At 68.3% G+C, this 22,344-nt stretch carries 21 protein-coding genes and 1 pseudogene; 17 read left to right on the top strand and 5 right to left on the bottom strand.

The window, feature by feature from the left end; translation table 11 throughout:
• Positions 1 to 8 precede the first annotated feature (8 nt).
• From OG225_RS31535 to OG225_RS31515, 5 genes and pseudogenes are all read left to right on the top strand, one after another.
• Positions 9 to 1,553 (top strand): ATP-dependent DNA ligase, encoded by a 1,545-nt coding sequence (locus tag OG225_RS31535; RefSeq protein WP_405178505.1) that lies wholly within the window; start codon positions 9 to 11, stop codon positions 1,551 to 1,553.
• Between the two features lie 72 nt (positions 1,554 to 1,625).
• A pseudogene (locus tag OG225_RS31530) lies at positions 1,626 to 2,990 on the top strand (anion permease).
• A 14-nt stretch (positions 2,991 to 3,004) separates the two neighbouring features.
• Positions 3,005 to 3,289, top strand: a complete 285-nt coding sequence (locus tag OG225_RS31525; RefSeq protein ID WP_405178504.1) for a hypothetical protein — start codon at positions 3,005 to 3,007, stop codon at positions 3,287 to 3,289.
• 11 nt (positions 3,290 to 3,300) lie between these two features.
• The gene (locus OG225_RS31520; RefSeq protein ID WP_405178503.1) at positions 3,301 to 3,630 is read left to right on the top strand and encodes a DUF3349 domain-containing protein; all 330 of its coding nucleotides are present in this window, start codon (positions 3,301 to 3,303) and stop codon (positions 3,628 to 3,630) included.
• A gap of 15 nt (positions 3,631 to 3,645) precedes the next feature.
• Complete coding sequence (locus OG225_RS31515) at positions 3,646 to 3,939, top strand: DUF3349 domain-containing protein (protein WP_405178502.1); 294 nt, start codon at positions 3,646 to 3,648, stop codon at positions 3,937 to 3,939.
• Positions 3,940 to 4,197: 258 nt separating this feature from the next.
• Here OG225_RS31515 and OG225_RS31510 read toward each other — a convergent pair whose 3' ends face one another.
• From OG225_RS31510 to OG225_RS31500, 3 genes are read right to left on the bottom strand one after another with little or no spacing between them, the layout of a single operon-like run.
• A complete protein-coding gene (locus tag OG225_RS31510; RefSeq protein ID WP_405178501.1) occupies positions 4,198 to 5,139 on the bottom strand; it encodes a hexose kinase in 942 nt (313 codons plus the stop codon).
• Positions 5,136 to 6,284, bottom strand: coding sequence for an N-acetylglucosamine-6-phosphate deacetylase (locus OG225_RS31505; RefSeq protein ID WP_405178500.1), 1,149 nt, complete (start codon positions 6,282 to 6,284; stop codon positions 5,136 to 5,138). The genes OG225_RS31510 and OG225_RS31505 overlap by 4 nt, the downstream gene beginning before the upstream one ends.
• Complete coding sequence (locus tag OG225_RS31500) at positions 6,281 to 7,192, bottom strand: SIS domain-containing protein (RefSeq protein WP_405178499.1); 912 nt, start codon at positions 7,190 to 7,192, stop codon at positions 6,281 to 6,283. The genes OG225_RS31505 and OG225_RS31500 overlap by 4 nt, the downstream gene beginning before the upstream one ends.
• Before the next feature lie 530 nt (positions 7,193 to 7,722).
• On the opposite strand from OG225_RS31500, the gene OG225_RS31495 reads away from it, so the two are divergent.
• The 5 genes from OG225_RS31495 to OG225_RS31475 all read left to right on the top strand — a co-directional run bounded on the left by OG225_RS31495 (position 7,723) and on the right by OG225_RS31475 (position 12,129).
• Positions 7,723 to 8,376 carry a TetR/AcrR family transcriptional regulator gene (locus OG225_RS31495; protein WP_405178498.1) on the top strand — a complete coding sequence of 218 codons (654 nt, stop codon included), beginning with the start codon at positions 7,723 to 7,725 and terminating at the stop codon, positions 8,374 to 8,376.
• A 182-nt stretch (positions 8,377 to 8,558) separates the two neighbouring features.
• Positions 8,559 to 9,422: an ABC transporter ATP-binding protein gene (locus OG225_RS31490; protein ID WP_405178497.1), complete on the top strand. Its 864-nt coding sequence runs from the start codon at positions 8,559 to 8,561 to the stop codon at positions 9,420 to 9,422.
• The gene (locus OG225_RS31485) at positions 9,419 to 10,165 is read left to right on the top strand and encodes an ABC transporter permease (protein WP_405178496.1); all 747 of its coding nucleotides are present in this window, start codon (positions 9,419 to 9,421) and stop codon (positions 10,163 to 10,165) included. The genes OG225_RS31490 and OG225_RS31485 overlap by 4 nt, the downstream gene beginning before the upstream one ends.
• 47 nt (positions 10,166 to 10,212) lie before the next feature.
• The gene (locus OG225_RS31480) at positions 10,213 to 10,950 is read left to right on the top strand and encodes an ABC transporter permease (protein ID WP_405183432.1); all 738 of its coding nucleotides are present in this window, start codon (positions 10,213 to 10,215) and stop codon (positions 10,948 to 10,950) included.
• A 111-nt stretch (positions 10,951 to 11,061) separates the two neighbouring features.
• The gene (locus OG225_RS31475; RefSeq protein ID WP_405178495.1) at positions 11,062 to 12,129 is read left to right on the top strand and encodes an ABC transporter substrate-binding protein; all 1,068 of its coding nucleotides are present in this window, start codon (positions 11,062 to 11,064) and stop codon (positions 12,127 to 12,129) included.
• Positions 12,130 to 12,166: 37 nt separating this feature from the next.
• On the opposite strand, the gene OG225_RS31470 is transcribed toward OG225_RS31475, so the two are convergent.
• Positions 12,167 to 13,207, bottom strand: a complete 1,041-nt coding sequence (locus OG225_RS31470; protein ID WP_216917373.1) for an XdhC family protein — start codon at positions 13,205 to 13,207, stop codon at positions 12,167 to 12,169.
• Positions 13,208 to 13,213: 6 nt separating this feature from the next.
• Entirely contained in the window at positions 13,214 to 13,825 is a 612-nt protein-coding gene (locus OG225_RS31465; RefSeq protein WP_405178494.1) for an NTP transferase domain-containing protein, read from the bottom strand.
• Between the two features lie 131 nt (positions 13,826 to 13,956).
• On the opposite strand from OG225_RS31465, the gene uraD reads away from it, so the two are divergent.
• From uraD to OG225_RS31430, 7 genes are all read left to right on the top strand, one after another.
• Positions 13,957 to 14,460 (top strand): 2-oxo-4-hydroxy-4-carboxy-5-ureidoimidazoline decarboxylase, encoded by a 504-nt coding sequence (uraD, locus tag OG225_RS31460; RefSeq protein WP_405178493.1) that lies wholly within the window; start codon positions 13,957 to 13,959, stop codon positions 14,458 to 14,460.
• Positions 14,457 to 14,774: a hydroxyisourate hydrolase gene (gene uraH, locus OG225_RS31455; protein WP_216917370.1), complete on the top strand. Its 318-nt coding sequence runs from the start codon at positions 14,457 to 14,459 to the stop codon at positions 14,772 to 14,774. Before uraD ends, uraH begins: the two co-directional genes overlap by 4 nt.
• Positions 14,775 to 14,779: 5 nt before the next feature.
• Complete coding sequence (gene pucL, locus OG225_RS31450) at positions 14,780 to 15,685, top strand: factor-independent urate hydroxylase (RefSeq protein ID WP_405178492.1); 906 nt, start codon at positions 14,780 to 14,782, stop codon at positions 15,683 to 15,685.
• Positions 15,686 to 15,772: 87 nt separating this feature from the next.
• Complete coding sequence (locus OG225_RS31445; protein WP_405178491.1) at positions 15,773 to 17,134, top strand: 8-oxoguanine deaminase; 1,362 nt, start codon at positions 15,773 to 15,775, stop codon at positions 17,132 to 17,134.
• 214 nt (positions 17,135 to 17,348) lie between these two features.
• Positions 17,349 to 18,203, top strand: a complete 855-nt coding sequence (locus OG225_RS31440; protein WP_405183431.1) for an FAD binding domain-containing protein — start codon at positions 17,349 to 17,351, stop codon at positions 18,201 to 18,203.
• A gap of 43 nt (positions 18,204 to 18,246) precedes the next feature.
• Positions 18,247 to 21,105 (top strand): molybdopterin-dependent oxidoreductase, encoded by a 2,859-nt coding sequence (locus tag OG225_RS31435; protein WP_405178490.1) that lies wholly within the window; start codon positions 18,247 to 18,249, stop codon positions 21,103 to 21,105.
• The gene (locus OG225_RS31430) at positions 21,102 to 22,334 is read left to right on the top strand and encodes a DUF6986 family protein (protein WP_405178489.1); all 1,233 of its coding nucleotides are present in this window, start codon (positions 21,102 to 21,104) and stop codon (positions 22,332 to 22,334) included. The genes OG225_RS31435 and OG225_RS31430 overlap by 4 nt, the downstream gene beginning before the upstream one ends.
• The last annotated feature ends 10 nt before the right edge of the window (positions 22,335 to 22,344 follow it).

Genomic DNA, 22,344 nt, shown 5'->3' with positions numbered 1-22,344 from the left:
GTCGTCAGGTGCTGTTCTCGGATGTCGTGCAGGCTTCGGAGACCGTTCGCGCCACCCGGTCCCGGAAAACGAAGATCACCGCCATCGCCGCGCTGCTGGACACGGCCGCGCCCGAGGAACTGGAGCCCGTGGTCTCCTGGGTCTCTGGTGAGCTGCGACAGGGGCGTATCGGCGCGGGCTGGCGTACGCTCACGGCCCTGGAAGGCCCGGCCGCCGAATCCCCCGCGTTGACCGTCTCCGAGGTGGACACCGCCTTCGCCGAGATCGCCGCGACGACCGGCGCGGGCTCGGTCAATCGGCGCAGAGACCTTCTCACGACATTGTGGACCGCGGCCACGGCCGCCGAACAGGCCTTCCTGATCAGGCTGCTGTCCGGTGAACTGCGCCAGGGCGCGCTCACCGCCGTCGTGAGCGAAGCGGTGGCGGTATCGGCCGATGTCCCGCTGGAACTGGTGCGCCGGGCCTTCATGCTCTGCGGGCAGTTGCCGGTGACGGCCCTCGCGGCGCGCACCGGCGGCGTCGACGCGCTGGCGGGGTTCCGGTTGCGGGTGGGGCGCCCGGTCCAGCCGATGCTCGCCGCTCCCGGCCCGAGCCTGGAGGAGGCGATGGACGAATTCGGCGGCGAGGTGAGTGTCGAGCACAAGATGGACGGCGCGCGCATCCAGGTGCACCGCGACGGCGACACCGTGCGGGTCTTCACCAGGACGCTGCGCGATATCACCGCGAGTGTGCCGGAACTGGTCGAACTCGTGCGCGGCCTGGATTGCGCCAGTGTCGTGCTGGACGGGGAGACCCTCGCGCTCACCGACGCCGGACGGCCACGCCCGTTCCAGGAGACGATGAGCCGGTTCTCGGTCTTCGATCCGAGCGCGCTGCCGCCGGGGGCCAATCCCACCCGTGAACTGCTGCTGCATCCGTATTTCTTCGACTGCCTGCACCTGGACGGGCAGGATCTGCTCGACGCGCCGCTGCACGAGCGCAGGCTCGCGCTGACGAAAGTGGCGTGCGCGCACAGTATCCCCGCGCTGCTGCGCCCCGACGCCGAAGCCGCCGCCGAATACTTCGACGGCGCGCTGGCGGCGGGCCACGAGGGCGTGATGATCAAATCGCTGAACGCGCCGTACGCGGCGGGCAGACGCGGGCGGGCCTGGCAGAAGGTCAAGCCGACGCACACCCTCGACCTGGTGGTGCTCGGCGCGGAATGGGGGTACGGACGCCGGACCGGATACCTGTCGAACCTGCATCTCGGGGCCCGCGATCCCGTGACCGGCGAGCCGGTGATGATCGGGAAGACGTTCAAGGGCCTCACCGACGCGCTGCTGCACTGGCAGACGGCCGAGTTCCCCCGGCACGAACGGTCCCGCGACGAGTACACCGTCTACCTGTGGCCGGAACTGGTCGTGGAAATCGCTCTAGACGGCGTTCAGGTGAGTCCGCGATACCCTGGCGGGGTCGCGTTGCGTTTCGCGCGAGTCGTCCGATACCGCCCGGACAAGACGGCCGAAGAGGCCGACACGATCGATACCGTGCGGGCGATGCTGCCGGGAGCGTAGTCGCTTACTATGCGGTTCCAGCAGAGGGCAACCGCATAGTAAGCGAACCGGGCGGTATCGCACACTGGTGAGGTGACCGCCGGATTACTGATCCTTCTGATCGTCATCGTCACAGCACTGGCCTTCGATTTCACCAACGGCTTCCACGACACCGCCAACGCGATGGCGACTTCCATCGCCACCGGTGCGCTGCGACCACGGGTGGCGGTCGCACTGTCGGCGGTCCTCAATCTCATCGGCGCCTTCCTGTCGGTCGCGGTCGCGGCGACCGTGGCCAAGGGGATCGTGCAACTCGACGCGGTCAGCGGACAGGCTCTGCTGATCATCGTTTTCGCCGGTCTGGTCGGGGGCATCCTCTGGAATCTGCTGACGTGGCTGTTCGGCCTGCCGTCCAGTTCGTCGCACGCCTTGTTCGGCGGCCTCATCGGGGCGAGTATCGCGGCACTCGGCTGGGGCGGGGTGATCTGAGCCTCCGGTTCGGACGGCGTGCTGACCAAGATCGTGCTGCCCGCCATTCTCGCGCCCATCGTGGCCGCGCTGGTGGCGGCGATCGGCACCTGGGGCGTCCACCGGATCACGCGCGGCGTCGATCAGGACAAGACTACGGCGGGGTTCCGCTGGGGGCAGATCGGTTCGGCGTCGCTGGTCTCGCTGGCGCACGGCACCAACGACGCGCAGAAGACGATGGGCGTCATCTTCCTGGCGCTCGTCGCCCACGGCAGTCTCACCAAGAACGACGACATGCCGCTGTGGGTGATGGCGGCCTGTGCCGTCGCCATCACCATCGCCGCGGGCACGTATCTGGGCGGCTGGCGCATCATCAGGACTCTCGGAAAGGGTCTGGTCGAGATCGACTCCCCGCAGGGGCTCGCGGCGGAATCGTCCTCGGCCGCGATCATCCTCACCTCGGCGCATTTCGGGTTGCCGCTGTCGACCACGCAGACCGCCACCGGGTCGATTCTCGGCAGCGGTCTCGGCAAGCGCGCCGAGGTGCGCTGGAACGTGATGGCCCGGATGGCGGTCGCCTGGCTGCTCACGCTGCCGCTGGCCGGTCTCGCGGGCGCCATCTGCTGGGTCATCGCGCACGTCATCGGCGGGTTGGCCGGGGTGTTGGTCGTCTTCGCGATTCTCATCGCGCTGTCGGTCCTGATCTATCTGCGGTCGCGGCGCGATCCCGTCGACACCGGCAATGTGAACGAGTGGCCCGCCGACACGCCCGACCCGGCCGGTGATTCTCGCGTGACTGCGAATCCCGCCGAGCGCGTCACCCTCGTTCCGGTGAACGGCGCGGTGAACGGGAACCCGCCCGCGTCGGAGAACGAGCCGGACCGAGTGGACACTCGTGGGGCAGAAAGCACCGGCGACCGTCCCCGGCGGTCGGCTACGACGGCACCGCCCACCGGGATTTCCTCGGGCCGGACCACCTGGCGCGGCTGAGGAAGGAATCGGATATGCACACCATCGTCACGAACCTGAACTCGCTGTGGAAGGTCACCCTGGCCGCCCTGATCCTCGGTGCGGGCCTACCGATCGTGTTCGCCTTCGGCGTGCGGCTGTGGACGGCTGCCGATACCGTCGGATCCGACGGCAGCGTGGCCCAACGGAACTATCCGGCCCTGATCGGCGCGCTGACCTGCTTCGCGTTGATCATCGCCGTGATCATCACCGGAATTCTCTATACCGCGAAGGCCTTCCTGGCCGCCAAGTTCGGCATTCATCTGTTCGGACAGTCGTGAAGGGTGCAGCAGTGACCGATCAACCGCAAAACGTCAGGCCGAATATGCTCGACCGGATCATCGGCTGGCTGCGCGCGGGATATCCGCAGGGCATCCCGACTTCGGATTACGTCGCGCTGTTCGCGGTGCTGCACCGGGATCTCACCGATTACGAGGTCGTCGCCATCGCGGGGGAACTCGTACGCGACAACCCGGACAGCACGATCGGGCACGACGATATCGAGGCCGCCATCGCCCGCTTCGCCAAGGAACAGCCGGACCCGAACGATGTCGCCCGGGTCGCTTCCCATCTGGCCGCGGGCGGCTGGCCGCTGGCGAATCTGCTGCCCGATTCCGACTGACGGCGGGTCTGTCCGATGCCGCCCTTCCTGAACGCCATCATCGATTGGCTGCGGGCCGGATATCCGGACGGTGTGCCGGAGGCCGACTACATTCCGCTGCTCGCCCTGCTGCGTCACAGACTCTCCGACGAGGAGGTGCGTGCGCTCGCGACCGAACTCGCAGGCACCGGTGATCTGCCCGCCGATACCACCGATATTCAGGTGATGATCACGAAGGTCACCAACGAGATGCCGTCCGAGGACGATGTCGCGCGGGTGCGCGCTCGGTTGGCGGCGCGCGCCTGGCCCGATCCGGAATCGCCGGAATAGGCGGCACCGTCGCCGAAGTCGACCGTGGGCGCACGCGACCGCGTTCCCAGCCGACTCACAGCGTGGTCCCGGTGAACCTCGAGCGGAGCGGGAAAGGATCGGTGAGTCGGCGCCGGGCGGGGCCCCGCCGGTCGCCGACTCAGGTGGTTCACTGCCCGATCCACCCCTCCGCCGGTCCGGCGGCGCCGTCCCCTCGTCGCGCGCCGCCGGACCGCCTCCGTCGCGGGGCGATCACGAATTCGTCGGCGGTGTAGTCGGTTACGCGCGATCGGGTATCGCCAGTTTCTCCACCACGACGGTCGGCGCGACCCGGGTGCGCAGGCCGCGGTCGATCTCACCCGCCACAGGGATGACGATCGCGGCCGCTGCGGTCGCCACGGCGTCGGTGAGGATGGCGGGCCAGTCCGGGGCGGATTTCTCCGACAGCGCGGCGATCACCGCCGCGGCGGCGGAATCCCCCGCGCCGGTCACGTTGCCGCTGAACTTCTCCGGGACCGTCGCCGACCAGGCGCCTTCAGCGGTGACGCCCACCATGCCCTGGCCGCGCTTACCGGTGATGATCGCCCGGACACCGCGTTCGATCAACGGGTAGGCGGCGGCGACGATCTCGTCCGGTGTCGTCGAGATACGGCCGGTGAGTCGTTGCAACTCTTCGGCGTTCGGCATCAGGACCACGTCTGGCACTTCGGCGGCCAAGCGCAACGCCTCGCCGTCGACGTCGCAGATCGTGGAAACGCCCGCGTCGGTGGCGGTGCGGGCGATATCGGCGGGCAGTCGCGGATCGACGCCTCCGGGTAGGGAGCCCGAGATCACCAGTCCGTTGATATCGGGCAGCAATCCCGCGACCCTGGTAGCGAGTTGTTCGGCCGCATGGGGATTGGAGATCCGCGCGCCCGGTTCCCACAGCGCCGTCGCGGTACCGTCGTCGGATTCGCTGATCACCACCGTGCGCCGCACCCACGGCAGGGCGTGCACGAAATCCACCGGCAGTTCGAGTTCGGCCGCCGCGGCGAACGCGTGGTCGGAGAAACCCGTTGCGCGAGCGTATTTTCCGAGCTGATTGAGAACTCGGGTCACGTTGATACCCTTGCCGCCGATGCGCTGTTCGACCGAGCGGACCCGGTGTGCCTGACCCCGCTCGAAACGTTCGACGCGGTAGGTCATGTCGTAAGCGGGGTTCATGGTCACGGTGAGGATCACCTCAACCACTGTCCACGTCTGAGCACCCGGCGCAACTGTAGATTGTCATCAACTATCAGCAGGTCGGCGAACCCGTCGGTCCGCAAATCGCCGATTCCGGACAGTCCGGCGGCGCGAGCCGGAACGGTGGTGGCGGCCAGAACCGCGTCCGTGAGCGCGACATCCGCCGCGTTCACCGCCCAGGCGAGGCATTCCAGCAGCGTGGCCGTCCCTCCGGCGAGGGAACCGTCCGCGACTCGCGCCACACCGTCGCGCAGTGTCACCGGGATCGCGCCGAGTTGGTACTTGCCATCAACCATCCCCGCCGCGGACATGGCATCTGTGATCAGTGCCACATTTCCCGTCGCGGTCGCGAAGGCGAGCGCCGCGAATCCCGGGTCGACATGCACACCGTCGCCGATCAGTTCGACGACGACCTGCCCGGCCGCCGCGGCGACCAGCGCCGCCGCCACCGGACCCGGCCCCCGATGATGCAGCGGCGGCATCGCGTTGGCCAGATGGGTCACGAGCCGGGCGGGACCGTCCGGTCGGAGTTCGCGCAGGAAACACGAATAGTCCGCGTCGCTGTGGCCGAGTGCCACCACCGTGCCCGCTTCGCGGAGTCGCTGGGCGACAATGTCGTAACCCGGCAGTTCCGGCGCGATCGTCATCACCCTGAGATGGCCGTCGGCTGCGGCAAGTAGTCGCTCGGTCTGCCCGGGGTCCGGATCGCGGAGCCACCGGGGGTCCTGCGCGCCGCACCGCGCCGACGACAGGAACGGTCCTTCGGCGTGGATGCCGCCTATGGTCCCGTCGGCGGCCAGTTCTCGCAATGTCGTGATCTGGGCGACCATCTCGTCGACCGGTCCGGTGACCACGCTCGCGACGACCGTGGTCGAACCGCGCGAATGATGGAATCGCGCCGCCGCGCGCGCGTCCCGAGCGTCGGTCGTGTCGAATCGAGATCCGTTGCCGCCGTGCACGTGGATGTCGACCAGACCGGGAAGTACCGTCCCCGAGAACGGTGGCACCATCGAATCCGGCTGCCGCGCCGCCCATTCCCCGGTCGCCCGCACGTCGGCGATCCGTTCACCGTCGACCGAGATCACGGCGTCATCGATGACATGGGTCGCGCAGACGATACGGCCGCGCACCGTGAGCGTCATCGGTCCAGCATGACCGAACGGCTCAGATTTCGTGGATGGTCCGGGTCGAGGCCGAGGTCGGCGGCGCGCAGTACACACAGCCGATGCACGCGGACGAGTTCGGCCATCGGATCGATATCGCGGTGTTCGAGGTGGGCTCCGGTGGCGGCGACGTCGGCCGCGAAACGCGCGTCGAGCGGGCCGAGGCCCCAGACCGCGCGCCCGGGCGCCGAGATACCGATGGGTCCGTGCCGGTATTCGGTCGCGGGGTAGGCCTCGGTCCAGGAACGGCACGATTCGCGCAGCTTCAGCGCCGATTCCTCGGCGAGCGCGGCGGCGAACCCCATCCCGACGAAGGTGATCTGCTCGGCGTGGCGCACCGCCGCCAGCGCGCGTCGCGGATCCTCGACGAGAACGGTCCGCGCCTGGTCGATCGCCGCGGTCAGATCCTGTCCGAGGTGGTGGCGCAGGACCGCGAGTGCGGTCGTCGCGAAACGGGTCGACACCACCGACCGCTCGTCGACCTCGTCGATCAGGACGGGGTCGCCCAGGTCGAGCACCGGGGTGCGCGGACTGGCGCAGAGGACGGTGCGTGGGGTCGCGGCGGGCATCCGTCGCATGGCCTCGACCACCTCCGTGGTGGTGCCCGAGCGGCAGATCACCAGGTAGCGGTCGTAATCGCGGTCGCGGATCCGGCTCGCGGGCCACGCGTCGGTCGTCCCGAGACCGGCCTCCTCGCGCAGCGCGGCGAAAGCGCGTGCCATGAACAGGGATGTGCCGCATCCGATCGCGGCGACATACTCACCCCGGCGCGGCAGCACGTCGCGATAGGTGTCCGCGGTCACCCGGGCACGCGCCCAGTCGTCGGGCTGGGTGGCGATCTCGGCCGCGAGATGGGACGCGTGGGCCGTTCGGGAAGGAATCGGCACCCAGCCAGAATCGTCGCCGGGTTCGATCATGTCAACGTCGGCCGGGAGTCGGCGGCGAGTCCGGTCGGCCGCTGGATGTGGGTTCGGGTCCGGTTGGCCGCCCGCCGTGGGTTCGGGTCCGGTTGGCCGCCCGCCGTGGGTTCGGGTCCGGTTGGCCGCCCGCCATGGGGTTGAGGTCCGGTTGGCCGCCGCCCGCCATGGCTACTGCCGCAGATGTGGCCCGCCGTGGGAAGGGGGCGGGTGCAGTAGACCTGGGCTGTGGGCCGGGTCATCAGCTGTCCGTCGGTCGGCGCTGTATGTAGGCCGGGTGCCGGGTGTCCTCGGCGGGGGAGTCGTGAGGCGGCTTCATTCCGCCCGCCCGCCGTCGAGCGCGCGACACCGTCAATCCCGGTGGCGGCTATTTTCGTGCGCTACAACGGCATTGGCGCGAGACGTCGAATTCGGTACCGTCGCGTCGACGGTGCTTCCCACCCCGTACCGGGGCGCTCGCGGGTGGCGGGCGAACTTCCGGCGCGAGGTAGCATCGTGCGGTGGCACGGCGCGAGGGCGAACTCAAGGATGGACGCAGCTACGGAGGGCTGTCCAAGGAGCAGCGGGTAGCGCAACGGCAGTCGCGCCTGATGGACGCGGCGCTGGAGTTGTTCGGTACCCAGGGTTACGCCGCCACTTCGATCGAGCGGCTGTGCACCACCGCCAATGTGTCGACGCGCAGTTTCTACGAGGATATGGGCAGTCGCGAAGCGCTGTTGATCGCGCTGGGCAACCGGACCATCTCGTACGCGGTCGAATCCGCGCTCACCGCCTTGGAGGCCGCGCGCGACGAGCCGCTTGCCACGCGGGTGGTGGAGGGTTTCCGCGCCTATCTCACCGTGACCTGCCGCGATCCCCGCACCGCGCGCGTGAACTACGTGGAAGTGGTCGGCGTGAGCCAGGCCGTGGAGGAATGGCGTATGCAGCAGCGCAGGCTGCTGTCGGCACTGCTCATCACCGAGGCGGAGCAGGCGGTGGCTCGCGGTGAGACCGCGCCGCGGCGGTTCGAACTGTTCGCTCTCGCGGTGATCGGCGCGGTGAATTCGCTCGCCCAAGAGATGGTGCACGCCACGCTTCCCGATGTCGATATATCGCTCGATGAAATCTGCGACGAGATAGCGTATTTCGTCAATTCCGGGCTCGCCGAGCGCTGATCCGAGGTTCCGCGCGCCTCGGGTACGCGAGTTTCGGCCGTGCGGCGGCTCGAGAATCCAGGAACCGACAGCGCGACCGTCCGCGCCCGCTGGGATCGCAGTATTCCTCGGCGTAACGATGGCGAAATCTGTCGCCGTCATTCGCAATATCGGTGCAACCGACCCCTTCTATGGTGGCGGATATGAGCACGGACAGTGAGCCCGGTGGGGCCGAGCGCGGCACGGGCCCCGATCCGGCGGCCGGGGGGACCGGAATCCATATCAGCGGGTTGACCAAGAACTTCAAAGTCGGCCGTCGCACGGTGGCGGCCCTGGATTCGGTGGATCTGCATACCGCGCAGGGGTCGTTCCTGTCCCTGCTCGGGCCGTCCGGCTGCGGTAAATCGACCGTGTTGCGCATTCTCGCCGGGCTGGAGGCACCGACCTCGGGGAAAACCCTCATCAACGGTGAGAGCCCCGCCGAATTGCGCACCCATCACGAACTCGGAATCGCGTTCCAGGATTCGGCGCTGCTGCCGTGGCGGTCGGTGGAATCGAATATCAAGTTGCCATTGCAGGTCGCGGGTCTGAAACCGAATGCCGAACAGATCGCGGAACTGGTGCGACTGGTCGGGCTGGAGGGTTTCGAGAAGGCGAAACCGGCGCAGTTGTCGGGCGGTATGCGTCAGCGGGTGTCGATCGCGCGGGCGCTGGTGGTGAAGCCGACGGTGCTGCTGCTCGATGAACCCTTCGGCGCGCTCGACGATATGACCAGGCAGAAACTGAATCTGGAACTGCTGCGGATCTGGACCGAGAAACCCGCGACCACCCTCATGGTGACCCACGGCATCGCGGAGGCGGTATTCCTTTCCGATGTGGTCGCGGTGATGAGTCCGCGTCCGGGGCGGGTACTGGAACTGGTCGACATCGATCTGCCCCGGCCTCGGCTCCCGGAAATGATGCGCACCCCCGAATTCCACGCGCTGCACGATTACCTGTCGGAATTGCTGTTCGGCAAGACCGGTACCGGCGGGGTCGTGACCGATAAGGCGGGAGGTTCGGCATGAGATATCTCGGCGGTCTGCTCGGATTACTCGGGTTGATCATCGGGTGGTGGATACTCGCCGCGGCCGGTGTCGCGGGCGGCACCATTCCGAGTCCGTGGACGGTGGTGCGCACCATGTTCACCGACGGCTGGGACCTCTACGGCCCCAATTTCCGGATCACGGCCGAGGGCGCGCTGAAGGGTTTCGTCTGGGGTAACACGCTGGCGATCGGGCTGGCGATCCTGGTGGTGCTGATTCCGCCGATCGAACCGCTGGCGACCCAGTTGGCGATCCTCAGTTACTGCACACCGCTGCTCGCGCTCGGCCCGATCATCCTGGTGGTGTTCGGCGGTCGCACGCCGACGGTTTTCCTCGCCGCGATGTACTGCTTCTTCACCACGATGGTCGGCACCGTCACCGGATTGCGTTCGGCGGCTCGCACCAGTCTGGATCTGGTGCGCGCCTACGGCGGCGGGCGCTGGCAGCAGCTCTACCGGGTGCAGATCATCGCCGCGCTGCCGAATATCTTCGCGGCCTTGAAGATCGCGGCACCCTCGGCGGTGCTCGGCGCGATCATCGGCGAATACCTGGGCGGCGTCGACAGCGGCATCGGAGTCGCGTTGACCGCCGCGCAGTCCGCCTACAACGTGCCACGCACCTGGGGGATGGCATTGGCCGCCGCCGCGTTGGCCGGTCTCGGCTACGCGGTGGTGGCGCTCACCGCGCGACTGGTCGCGCCCTGGACCGCACAGGAGGCCCGGTGAAACGGATCGGATTGTTCCTGCTCCCGCTGCTCACCTCGCTGCTGTTGATGCTGGTGATCTGGGAGGTTTTCCTGCGGGCGTTCCCCGAGGTCGGGCCCCGGGTCGGCAAATCGCCCGCCGATATCTGGCGCTATCTGGTCACCGCGCCCGGCGCGTCGACCGCGCGGCAGGCGATCGTCGACGACCTGCTGATCACCCTGCGCGACGCCGCCGTGGGATTCGCGGTCGGCATGGCGGCGGCGCTGGTGATCGCCGCGCTGTTCGTCACCGTCTCCACGATCGAGCAGACCTTCATGCCGGTCGCGATGCTGCTGCGTTCGGTGCCGCTGGTGGCGCTGGCGCCGATCATCGTGCTCATCTTCGGGCGCGGGACCGGTGGGGTGACGGTGATGGCCGCGATCGTCGTGCTGTTCCCGGCGCTGGTGATGATCATGGCCGGTCTGCGCAACGCGCCGAGACAGGCCGTCGACGTCGTCGCCGCCTACGGCGGTTCGCGCTGGACGGCACTGCGGATGGTCTCCATCCCGGCCGCGCTGCCTTCGGTGTTCGCGGCGGCGAGGATCTCGGTGCCGGGTGCGTTGATCGGTGCGTTGATCGGTGAATGGCTCGGCAGTGGAACGGGTCTGGGCGCGAGTCTGATCCGCGCCATTCCCACCTTCCAGTACAACAAGTTGTGGGCGAGCATCGTCATCGTGACCCTCGTCTCGGTGGCGCTGTACGCGATCGTCGGCGTCATCGAGAATCTGGTGCTCGCGCGTTTCGGCCCCGACGCCGGACGGAGTTAGGTTCTGTCTCGAGTCTGTGCCGGAGCCCGGTATTCGCGGCCGACGTGGGCGAATCAGCGCTCGGAACCTGAAAGTAAAGAAAAGGAAACCGATCGAACCTAGATTCGGTCCATGACAGCAGTGTTCGCCCGTCGCTCATTTCTCCGCTACTCCGCGCTGACCGGAGCCGTACTCGGCGGCGCGGGTGTGCTCGCCGCGTGTGGCGATGATTCGAGCAGTTCTTCCGGTGGCTCCACCCCGGACGGTTCCAAGTTCGGTACCGTCGCCGTCCAGCTCTCCTGGCTGAAGAACATCGAATTCGCCGGTGAGTACTTCGCGGATTCGAAGGGCTATTTCCGTGATGCAGGCTTCGGCTCGGTGAATCTGATCGCGGGCGGCGCCGCGAGTACCTCCGCCGAGGCCGGGCTCGACACCGGTAAGGTCTGGCTCGGCCTGTCCGCGCCGCAGACCACCGCCCCGGCCATTCTGGAAGGCCTACCCGCCAAGATCGTCGGCACCACCTATCAGAAGAATCCGTTCTGCATCGTCAGCGCGGCGGGTAAGCCGATCAAGAGCCCGCAGGAGATGAAGGGCCGCAAGATCGGCGTCCAGGACACCAACCAGCTGATCTTCAACGCCCTGCTGGCCGCCAACGGCATGACGCCGAGCGATGTCACCATCGTCCCCGCGCAGTTCGACCCGACCCCGCTGGCCAACGGTGAGGTCGACGGCTGGGTCAGCTACGTCACCAACGAACCGATCACGCTGGCCGCCAAGGGTTTCGCCAACACCAATTTCCTCTTCGCCGATTTCAACCTGCCGCTGGTCGCGGAAACGCTGACGGTGACCCAGTCCACCATCGACAACGAACGCGACAAGTTGAAGGCGTTCCTCGTCGCCGAGATCAAGGGCTGGAAGGACGCGGTCGCCAACCCGGCGGAATCGGCACGACTCGCGGTGGAGGTGTACGGCAAGGATCAGAAACTGGATCTGGCCGAACAGACCCTGGAGGCGACGGCACAGAACGATCTGGTGATGTCCGCGAATACGGCGGCCAACGGGCTGCTGAGCATGACCGATCAGCTCATCGAACAGAACATCGCGGCATTGCGCACGGCGAAGATCGACATCAAGGCCGACCAACTGTTCGATCTGTCGATCCTGCGCGAGGTCTACGCGGAGAACCCCGGTTTGAAGTAGTCCCGACGGGTTTCGGCGCCGAAGCGCCCCGTGAGCTCTACAGAGCCACCGATGTCTCGGCGCCGAACGCTCGCTCGGCGTGGATCACATCGGCTTGCTCAGGGTGGATCCGGACACTCCGTCCCGATTTCGTCGCCAGCAGTTCGGCGGCGATCGCCACGGCGTGTTCCGTGGCGGTGCGGGCCCCGATATCGAGCCCGGCGGGGGAGTGCAGGCGGGCCATCATCATTTCTCCGAAGCCGCCCGCGCGCAGATCGGCGATGCGCCGGTTGTGCGACGCCAGGGTGCCCGTCGCGCCCAGATAGCCGAATTCCGGCAACCGCAGCGCGACCGTGAGCAGCGGAATCTCGAACATCGGATCGTTGGACAGCACGACAATCGCTGTACTGGAATCTATTTCGCCCTCCGAGGAGAGGGTGTTCAGGTAGCGGTGCGGCCAGTCGACCACCACCTCGGCACCGGGGAACGCTTCCGAATCGGCGACATCGTCGCGTGAATCGCAGATGGTCACCCGGTAGCCGAGTAGTCGGGCCTGCACGTTGAGCGCCGAGGCGATCGCGTTGGCGCCGAAGATGATCAGACGCGGCGGCGGTGCGAACGAGGAGACGAACACATCGGATTCGGGCAGCGCGACCAACTCGGTGTTGTGCCGTTTGTCGGTCACCAGGTGCTGACCGATCAGATCCTCGTCCGGATTCCACACCACGGTGAACACGGTGACCCGCCGATGCGAGGCGATCTCGGAGGCGACGGTCGGGAATTCGGGGAAATCGCGGCGTGAGAACGGTTCGGCGAAGACGTCGATCATCCCCCCGGCGTCGCCGCCGGACTCCCCGGCCGGGACACCGAACCGGTGCATGGCCCGCCTGCCGGTCCGCGCCGCCGCCACGGCCGCCTCGCGGACCGCCGACTCGACCGAGCCGCCGAGCGCCGAGCCGTACACCCCGCCGTTGGGATCGACCAGCATCGCCGAGCCGACGCTCAACGGCCCGGACCCCACGGTCCGCACGACGGTGGCAAGGCCTCCGGTGCGGCCGGAATGCCACACCCGCAATAGGTCATCGACGATGTCGCGCATCAGTTTCTAGCTCCGATCAACGGACGTCGTGGCCGGGAAATCGCGATCGAGTCCCGTCGCCACATCGTCGCACGTGACGCACACCATATCCTCCCGACCGGCCAAATAGGTGCGGGCTCCCGAATCTCCTACGGCGACTCTCCACACCGAGGTCCAGTGCTCGTGGCCGATCACAACCGGATGTCCCGGTGTGCCGTGGAACACAGCGCGGGCGATTCCACTCTCGGCGGAGAAGGCCGCGGCGGCCACCCTGGCGACCGCGGCGGCGCCGACATCGGGGGTGTCGACCGGCATGATCGCGACGTATTCGGCCCGCGTACTCGCGGCCGCTTTCAGCCCGGCCCGCAGTGACGCGCCCATCCCGGTCGCCCAATCCGGAGCCCACACGTGCCGCGCGTCGGGCGGCAGGGCGACCGTCGCCGCGGCGGGTCCGGTCGCGCCGAGCACCACGATGACCGGATCGCAGCCGCCGTCGCGCAGGGCGGCCACCGCGGCGCGCAGCCAGGCGCCGCCTTCGGCGAGCGCTTTGGGATACCCGTATCGGGTGCCCGCGCCCGCCGCGAGCACGATGCCCGCGCAGGTAGGCCCGGACGTCGTCGCGAGGTCGGGGGGAACCATGATCGCCACCGTAGCGGCGCCGCATGGCTCGTGGGTTACCTACGGACTCATATCCGGCGAATCCCCGACACGCCGGAATGATCACTCTCTTCCGGGTGGCGGCGTGGCGTGTCGTGTTCGATGCTTGACCGATGACAGACGACGTGACCGACACGGCGGGTTTCGAGGCGATGCCCGACGACGTCGCCACGCGCGCGCTGCTCGACTGTTGCTCGTCGCCCGCGTTCGCCCGCGCCGTACTCGCGGGCAGGCCGTACCCCGCCGTCGAGGATCTGCTCGTCGCCGCCGACGCCGCGTTGGCCGCGCTGCCCGAATCCGAACTCGATCTCGCGCTGTCCGGGCACCCACGTATCGGCGCGCGACCGAGTTCGGACGCGTCCGCGCGTGAACAGGCCGGGGTCGCCGACGCGGGCGACAGCGTCAAGGTGGCATTGGCCGAGGGAAATCGGGCATACGAAGAGAAGTTCGGCCATATCTACCTGGTCTGTGCCAGCGGCAGATCGGGGGCGGAACTGCTCGAACTCCTGACCACCCGGCTCGGCAACGATCCGGCGACCGAGAGGCGAATCATGCGCGCCGAACTGGGCAAGATCAACCGCATCCGGCTGCGGCGGCTGCTGGCGGACCTCGCGTGAGCACACTGAGCACGCACGTGCTCGACGCGGTACGCGGTGTGCCCGCGGCCGGTGTCGGCGTCGCCCTGCACACCGGGGTGCGATTGCTCGGCAGTGGCTCGACCGATCAGGACGGCCGGATCGCCGAGCTGGGACCGTCGCTGGAACCCGGAGTGCACCGACTGGTTTTCGACACCGGCGCCTACTTCGCCGGACTCGGGCTCGACACGTTCTATCCGGAGGTGTCGATCGCCTTCACCGTGGGTGCGTCGCGGCATTATCACGTGCCGCTGTTGCTGTCGCCCTTCGCCTTTTCCACCTACCGAGGGAGCTGACGCCCATGGAACTGACCGGTCCGATCGCGCTGTCCGACAACCGATACGGCAAGGCCGAGAATCGGATCGTCCGGATCTATCGCGACAGCGCGCGGCACGAGATCCGTGACCTGAACGTCAGCACGGTGCTGCGCGGCGATTTCGCCGACGCCTATATCTCCGGTGACCAGTCGAAGGTGCTGCCCACCGACACCCAGAAGCAGACCGCCTACGCCTTCGCCAAGAGACCCGGCGTGCAGCCGGTGGAGGATTACGCCCTCACGCTGGCCGCCCACTTCGTCGACGAGACCGAACCGGTGCACAGCGCCCGCGTCGAGATCGAGGAATTCGCCTGGCAGCGAGTCGCCGTCGGCGGACTCGAACACGACCACACCTGGGTGCGGCAGGGTCCCGAGGTGCGCACGGTGACGGTGACGGTGGCGGGCAAGGGCGTCGAACAGCGGGCCTGGGTCATCGGCGGCGTCGACGACCTGGTGATCCTGAAATCCACCGGATCGCAGTTCGCGGATTTCCTCGTCGACGATTTCACCGTGCTGGAACCGACCAACGACCGGGTGCTGGCCACCGCCGTCAACGCGCGGTGGCGTTTCGCGGCGACCTCGGGGGTGGAATGGGACGAGGTCTACGCCGGTATCCGCGCGGCCATGATCGAGGTTTTCGCCACGCGGCATTCGAAGGCTTTGCAGCAGACGCTGTTCGACATGGGCAAAGCCGCGCTGGAGGCCTATCCCGTACTCGCCGAGGTGCGGCTCGCCGCCCCGAACAAACACCATTTCGGCTACGACCTGGCCCGATTCGGGATCGAGAACCACGGTGAGGTCTTCCACGCCGCCGACCGGCCGTACGGATTGATCCACGCGACCGTGTCGAGACAGGACGCGCCGCCCGCCGGGCCCGCCTGGGAACCGTGAGCCGGATTCTCGTCCACGCACACCGAAGTCCATGCACGACAACGCCGTTCGTCGGCGACCCCTCGATGCTCGGGAAGTGGGACTCCGATGACGGCAGCGCCGACACTGGTGATCGACGGTTGCGCGATCGCGACCGTCGACGCGGCGGGCACCGAATACCGCACCGGGCACGTGGTGGTGCACGGCAACAGGATCGGGGCGGTCGGCGCGGGGCCGGCCCCGATCACCGACGCACCCCGCATCGACGGTGGCGGCTGCCTGCTGACGCCGGGACTGGTCAACACCCACCACCACCTCTACCAGTGGATCACCAGGGGTCTGGCCGCCGACAGCACCCTGTTCGAATGGCTGACCACGCTGTATCCGGTCTGGGCCGGTATCGACGAGGAATCGGTGCGGATCGCGGCCACCGGTGCGCTCGCGGCGCTGGCCCGCACCGGATGCACCACGACCACCGACCACCACTACGTCTTCCCGTCGGCGGGCGGTGATCTGCTCGGCGCCGAAATCGCCGCCGCCGCCGACGTCGGCCTGCGTTTCCACCCCTGCCGCGGTTCGATGGATCTCGGCGCGAGTTCCGGCGGACTGCCGCCCGACGACGTGGTGGAATCGCTCGACGCGATACTCGTCGCGAGCGCCGACGCCATCTCCCGCTGGCACGACCCGTCCTTCGACTCGATGCTGCGCGTCGCCCTGGCGCCCTGCTCACCGTTCTCGGTGACCCCGGACCTGATGCGCGAATCGGCCGCGCTGGCGCGCGACTCCGGTGTCCGGCTGCACACCCACCTCGCCGAAACCGTCGACGAACAGGATTTCTGCGCGTCCGCGTTCGGTTGCACGCCCGCGGCCTACATGGAACGACTCGGCTGGCTCGGACCCGATGTCTGGTTCGCCCACGCCGTCCACCTCGACGACGCCGCCATCACCGCGATGGCGTCGACCGGCACCGGTATCGCCCACTGCCCGACCTCCAACGGCCGCCTCGGCGCCGGTATCGCCCGCACCGCCGCACTGCTCGTGGCCGGTGTCCCGGTCGGGCTCGGCGTCGACGGCGCGGCCAGCAACGAGTCGAGTTCCATGATCGAGGAACCCCGCAACGCCCTGCTCTACGCCCGCGCCGTCGGCGGCCCGCGCGCGATGAACGTCCGCACCGCACTGGAACTGGCCACCATCGGCGGTGCCCGGGTCCTCGGCCGCGAAGCCGAGATCGGTTCGATCGAACCCGGCAAACTCGCCGACCTCGCCCTCTGGCGTCTGGACACCCCCGCCCACGCCGGTATCGACGACCCCGTCACCGCCCTGATCCTCGGCTCCCCACCACCCCTGGCCGCACTGCTGGTCAACGGACGGGAAGTGGTCCGCGACGGCGAGGTGCGCACCGTGGACGAATCCGTCGTCGGCGCCCGGGTCGCCCGCGCCCAGGCCACATTGGTCGCCGCCGCCGGATAGCGGCGTCTCGGCCGACGGGGTGGCTCGTTCGGGACGATACTGAAGGGGAGGAGGTCGGGCGTGGTCGAATTCACGGCCTGATCGGATCGGTCCTGGTCGGAGGGGGTGGGCCGGGGCGCGGTAACGGGGGCGAAATGTGAATCGAGAGTGGTGCAACATTTCGGCAACCCGCGGCTTCTAGGGTGGCTGCAGGTGCTGTGGAGTGAGGTGGGACGTGGACCTGGACACGATTCGGGAGGTGGTGGTGGCACGGGAGCGGGCCGACCTGGTCGGCCTGGGACAGACCTGTGCCGTATTGGCGGGGGGTACCTTCCTGTTCTCGGAGCCGCAGGTGCGGTTGGCGCGGCTGATCGATATCACCGGGTTGGGGTGGCCCCCTCTGCTCGAGACTTCCGATGGGTTGGAGATCGCCGCGACCTGCACGCTGGCCGAATTCGCCGGTGCGACGCGCGGGCGGGAGGCCGGGCAGGCGGTACTGCGCGAGGACTGGCCGGGCACGGCCCTGTTCGCCCAGGGTTGCCGCGCGCTGCTGGCCTCGCACAAGATCTGGCGGAGCGCGACGGTCGGCGGGAACATCTGCCTGTCGCTGCCCGCGGGTGGGGTGCTCGCCGCGCTGACGGCCCTGGACGCGGTCGCGCTGATCTGGTCCCAGGACGGAACCGATCGCCGGATTCCGCTGCGCGATTTCGTTCTCGGAGCAGAGAGTAATGTGCTCGCGCCCGGGGAGATACTGCGTTCGGTGCACGTGCCGACGCGAACATTACGTGCCCGCACCGTGTTTCGCAAGATCGCCCTCGCGCAGTTCGGCCGTTCCGGCGCGGTGGTGATGGGCAGGCGCGAAGCCGACGACCGTACGGCGATCACGATCACCGCGGCCACCACCCGCCCCGTCGTCCTGGATTTCCCGGCGCCACCCGATCCGGACGGAGTCGCCACCGCCGTCGCCACCCTCGATCCGGCGCTGTGGTTCGACGATCCGCACGGTGCCCCGGATTGGCGTCGTCACGTCACCGGTGTCCTCGCCCGTGAAGTCGCGGACGAATTGCGCACGGACGGGAGTGGGACATGAGCTTCTACAGGCGCGGTTCAGCGGGTGAAGTCGGTGAGCGGCAATGAGATTCGAAGTCGACGGCGAGATGTTCGAGGTACAGCCGCGTCCCGGCCAATGCTTGCGCACGCTTCTGCGCGAACAGGGCCGTTTCGCGGTCAAGAAGGGGTGCGACACCGGTGATTGCGGCGCCTGCTCGGTCCAGCTCGACGGACAGACGGTGCACTCCTGTGTCGTTCCCGCCTATCGCGCGGCGGACCACGTCGTCACCACGGCGGCGGGGCTCGGCAGCGTCGCCGATCCGCATCCGGTGCAGCAGCGGTTCATCGACAGCGCGGCGTTCCAATGCGGCTTCTGCACCGCCGGAATGGTGGTGACGGCCGCCGGACTCGGCTGCGGCACCGCGGATTCCGCACCGGAATCCGGGGAGCTTTCCGAACTGATGAAAGGCAACCTGTGCCGGTGCACGGGGTACCGAGCGATCCGCGAGGCGTTGACCGCGCAGGGGGACCCGGTCGCGGGATCGGTCGCTGCCCATCGGTGCCATGCCGAGGCGCAACCGTCTCACCTGGCGGCCGGGTCTTCCTCGGGGACCGCGTGGGGCGGTGCGGGGACCGGAGTCGGGGCGCCCGCGGGCCCCCGAATCGTCACCGGTACGGAACCGTTCACCTTCGATGTCCTGCCGCCACGTGACGGCACATCGCCGATGCCGGGAACCGAGCCTTTCCTCGACCCGACATCTGTCGCACCACCCACCGCACCCCTGCACATCGCGGTGGCGGTGAGTCCACACGCGCATGCGCGCATCATCTCCATCGATACTTCGGCGGCGGAGGCGGTGCCCGGCGTGCACGCGGTGCTCACCTACGCCGACGCACCGGATATCGCCTTCTCGACCGCGCGTCACGAGTTGCGTACCGACGATCCGGACGACACCTACGTCCTCGATCGGACGGTGCGGTTCGTCGGTCAGCGTGTCGCGGCGGTCGTCGCCGAGACACTGGGCGCGGCAAAGGCGGCCTCTCGCCTGCTGCGGATCGAATACGAGCTGCTGCCCGCCGTTTTCGATCCGGCGGACGCGCTGGCCGACCGGGCTCCGAAATTGCATGGCGGCAAACCGGTTTCGGCGCGGATCGCCGATCCGGACCGCAACCTGGTGGCCGAATTGCACGGCGAGGTCGGTGATATCGCTGCCGGTCTGCGCGCGGCAGCGAAAGTGGTTCGGGGCGTGTGGCATTCGCCGCGCGGACAGCACGTCCACCTCGAAACGCACGGCGGTATCGGCTGGTTGGACGCCGACGGCAGACTTGTCATCCGGTGCAGTACCCAGGTGCCGTTCCTGGTGCGTGACGAACTCTGCGTCCTCTTCGGGCTGACGCGCGACCGGGTGCGGGTCTTCGCGACCCGCGTCGGCGGCGGGTTCGGGGCGAAACAGGAGATGCTGGCCGAGGATCTGATCGCGTTGGCCGTGCTGCGCACGGGTCGGCCGGTGCAGTACGAATTCACGCGCTCGGACGAATTCGTCTCCGCGACCTCACGGCATCCGATGCGGGTGGCGGTGTCGGTGGGCGCGGACGCCGACGGCATTCTGACGGCGCTGGCGATCGACGTGCTCGCCGACGCGGGCGCCTACGGCAATCACAGCGCGGGCGTGATGTTCCACGGCGTGGGGGAATCGGTCGAGGTGTATCGCTGCGCGAACAAGCGGGTCGACGCGCGATCGGTGTACACCAACAACATTCCCTCCGGCGCGTTCCGCGGCTACGGACTCGGGCAGATCATCTTCGGGGTGGAATCGGCGCTCGATGAACTGGCGGCCGAACTCGGTATCGATCCGTTCGAATTGCGTCGCCGCAATGTGGTCGTACCCGGTGATCGGTTCGTCGGCGCAGCCGTGGACGACGGCGATCTGGTCTTCGGCAGTTACGGACTCGATCAGTGCATCGACCTGGCCGAACAAGCGCTGCACCGGGGCAACGGGGTGCCCGCGCCCGGTCCGGACTGGCGGGTCGGGACCGGGATGGCGCTGGCGATGATCGCCACCATCCCGCCGCGCGGTCATCGCTCCGAGGCGATCGCCACGCTGCGCGCCGACGGTCGCTACGAGATCAGGTTCGGCACAGCGGAATTCGGCAACGGCACCACCACCGTGCACGCCCAGCTGGCCGCGACCGCGCTCGGCGCCGACGTGCGGCGCATCGTCATCAGGCAGTCCGACACCGATCTGGTCGGCCACGACACCGGCGCCTTCGGTTCGACCGGCATCGTGGTGGCGGGCAAAGCGTCCTACGCGGCGGCCCTTGCCTTACGCGCGCGCATGCTCGATCGCGCCGCCAAGCTGACCGGCACCGTGCCGGGCGAAGGCGAACTCGAGTCGGAAGGGGTGCGCTGCGGCGACACCCTCGTCACCGTCGCCGAACTGCTGGCCGAAGGCGAGCTCAGCGCCACCGGTGAGCACGCGGGCAGTCCGCGTTCGGTGAGTTTCAATGTGCACGCCTTCCGCGTCGCGGTGCGGCCGGAGACGGGATCGGTGCGCATCCTCCAGTCGGTCCAGGCCGTCGACGCGGGCACGGTACTCAACCCGGTGCAGTGCCGAGGTCAGGTGGAAGGCGGTGTGGCCCAGGCCATCGGCACCGCGCTGTACGAGGATATGCGCAGCGTCGAGGGTGTGGTCACCACCAGCACACTGCGGCACTATCACATACCGCAATTCGGCGATGTGCCGACGACCGAGGTGTATTTCGCCGAAACCAGTGACGACCTGGGCCCACTCGGCGCGAAATCGATGAGCGAATCGCCCTACAACCCGGTTGCCCCCGCATTGGCGAACGCGATCAAGGATGCTGTCGGTATCCGGCCGGACCGGTTGCCGATGACGGCGGACCGAATCTGGCGTGCTTTGCAGGAAGGAGACCGAGGGTGACTTCCACCCGGTTGCCGGAGCACATCCTGGCCCGGTTCGACGCGGTACTCGACCAGGTCGACGCGCGATTGGGTGCCGGGTACCCGGGACCGGACGGTCGCGCCCAGCCGATCCACACCGTCTACGTACCGGCCGACCGGATCACTCCGTCGACGCCGCTGGACTGGGGTGCGTCCGCCGTGACCCTGCTCGACCGGCACCGCGACCTGCTGTCGGAACGGGACGGCACCGATTCGCTCGACGCGGTGCGGGCCAGACTGCTCGATGATCCGGTGCAGGATCTGCGCATCGATTTCGAGGACGGCTACGGTTTCCGCGACGACGCGCAGGAGGACGCCGCCGCGACGGCGGCGGGCGAGATCATCGCCGGATGGGCGTCGGCGGGCGGTCCCGCCGGATTCGGCATCAGGATCAAGGGGTTGTCCGGCGCCGAACGCGGCCGCGCGCTCCGCACCCTGGAACTGGTGCTGGAGGCCATGGGCGGGGTACCGGACGGATTCGTGTTCACGGTGCCCAAGATCCGTGCCGTCGAACAGGTTTCGGCGTTGGTCGCCCTGTGCGACGGCTTCGAGACCGGTTTCGGTCTCCGCGAGGGCACGCTGCGATTCGAATTGCAGATCGAGAGCCCGCAGGCGATCGTCGCCTCCGACGGCTCCGCGCCGATCGCGCGCATGCTCACCGTCGCCGAGCGACGTTGCAGCGCACTGCATTTCGGCACCTACGACTACACGGCCGCCTGCGGAATCGCCGCGACCGACCAGGCACTCGACCATCCGGCCGCCGACCACGCCAAGGCGGTGATGCAGGTGGCGGCCGCGCAGACCGGGGTGTGGATCTGCGACGGGTCGACCCAGATCGTTCCCGACACCGAACCGGAAAACGCGCTGCTCAACCATCATCGGCTCGTCGGCCGGGCGCTGCGGCGCGGCTACTACCAGGGCTGGGATATGCATCCCGGTCACCTGGTCACCCGCTGGCTGGCGACCTACGACTTCTTCCGACAGGCCGTCGACGTCGCTGTTCCGCGCCTGCTGGCCTATCTGGATCGACGTTCCGGCGGCGTGATCGACGAACCCGCGACCGCCGAAGCGCTGGCCGCGACGGTACTGCGTGCCGTGCACAGCGGGGCGCGCACCGAAGACGAATTACGGATCACGGCACCCGAATTGAGCCCGGCCGTGCTGCGGGCTCTCGTCGCGCGCGAGCCGATCCCGCACGATCCCCGATGACGGCTCGATC

Origin of the sequence: Nocardia sp. NBC_01377, from assembly GCF_045040005.1 — a bacterium.
Lineage (GTDB): Bacteria > Actinomycetota > Actinomycetes > Mycobacteriales > Mycobacteriaceae > Nocardia > Nocardia noduli.
Note: the sequence above shows the minus strand (reverse complement) of the source record. Positions and strands in the feature narration are given on the sequence as shown.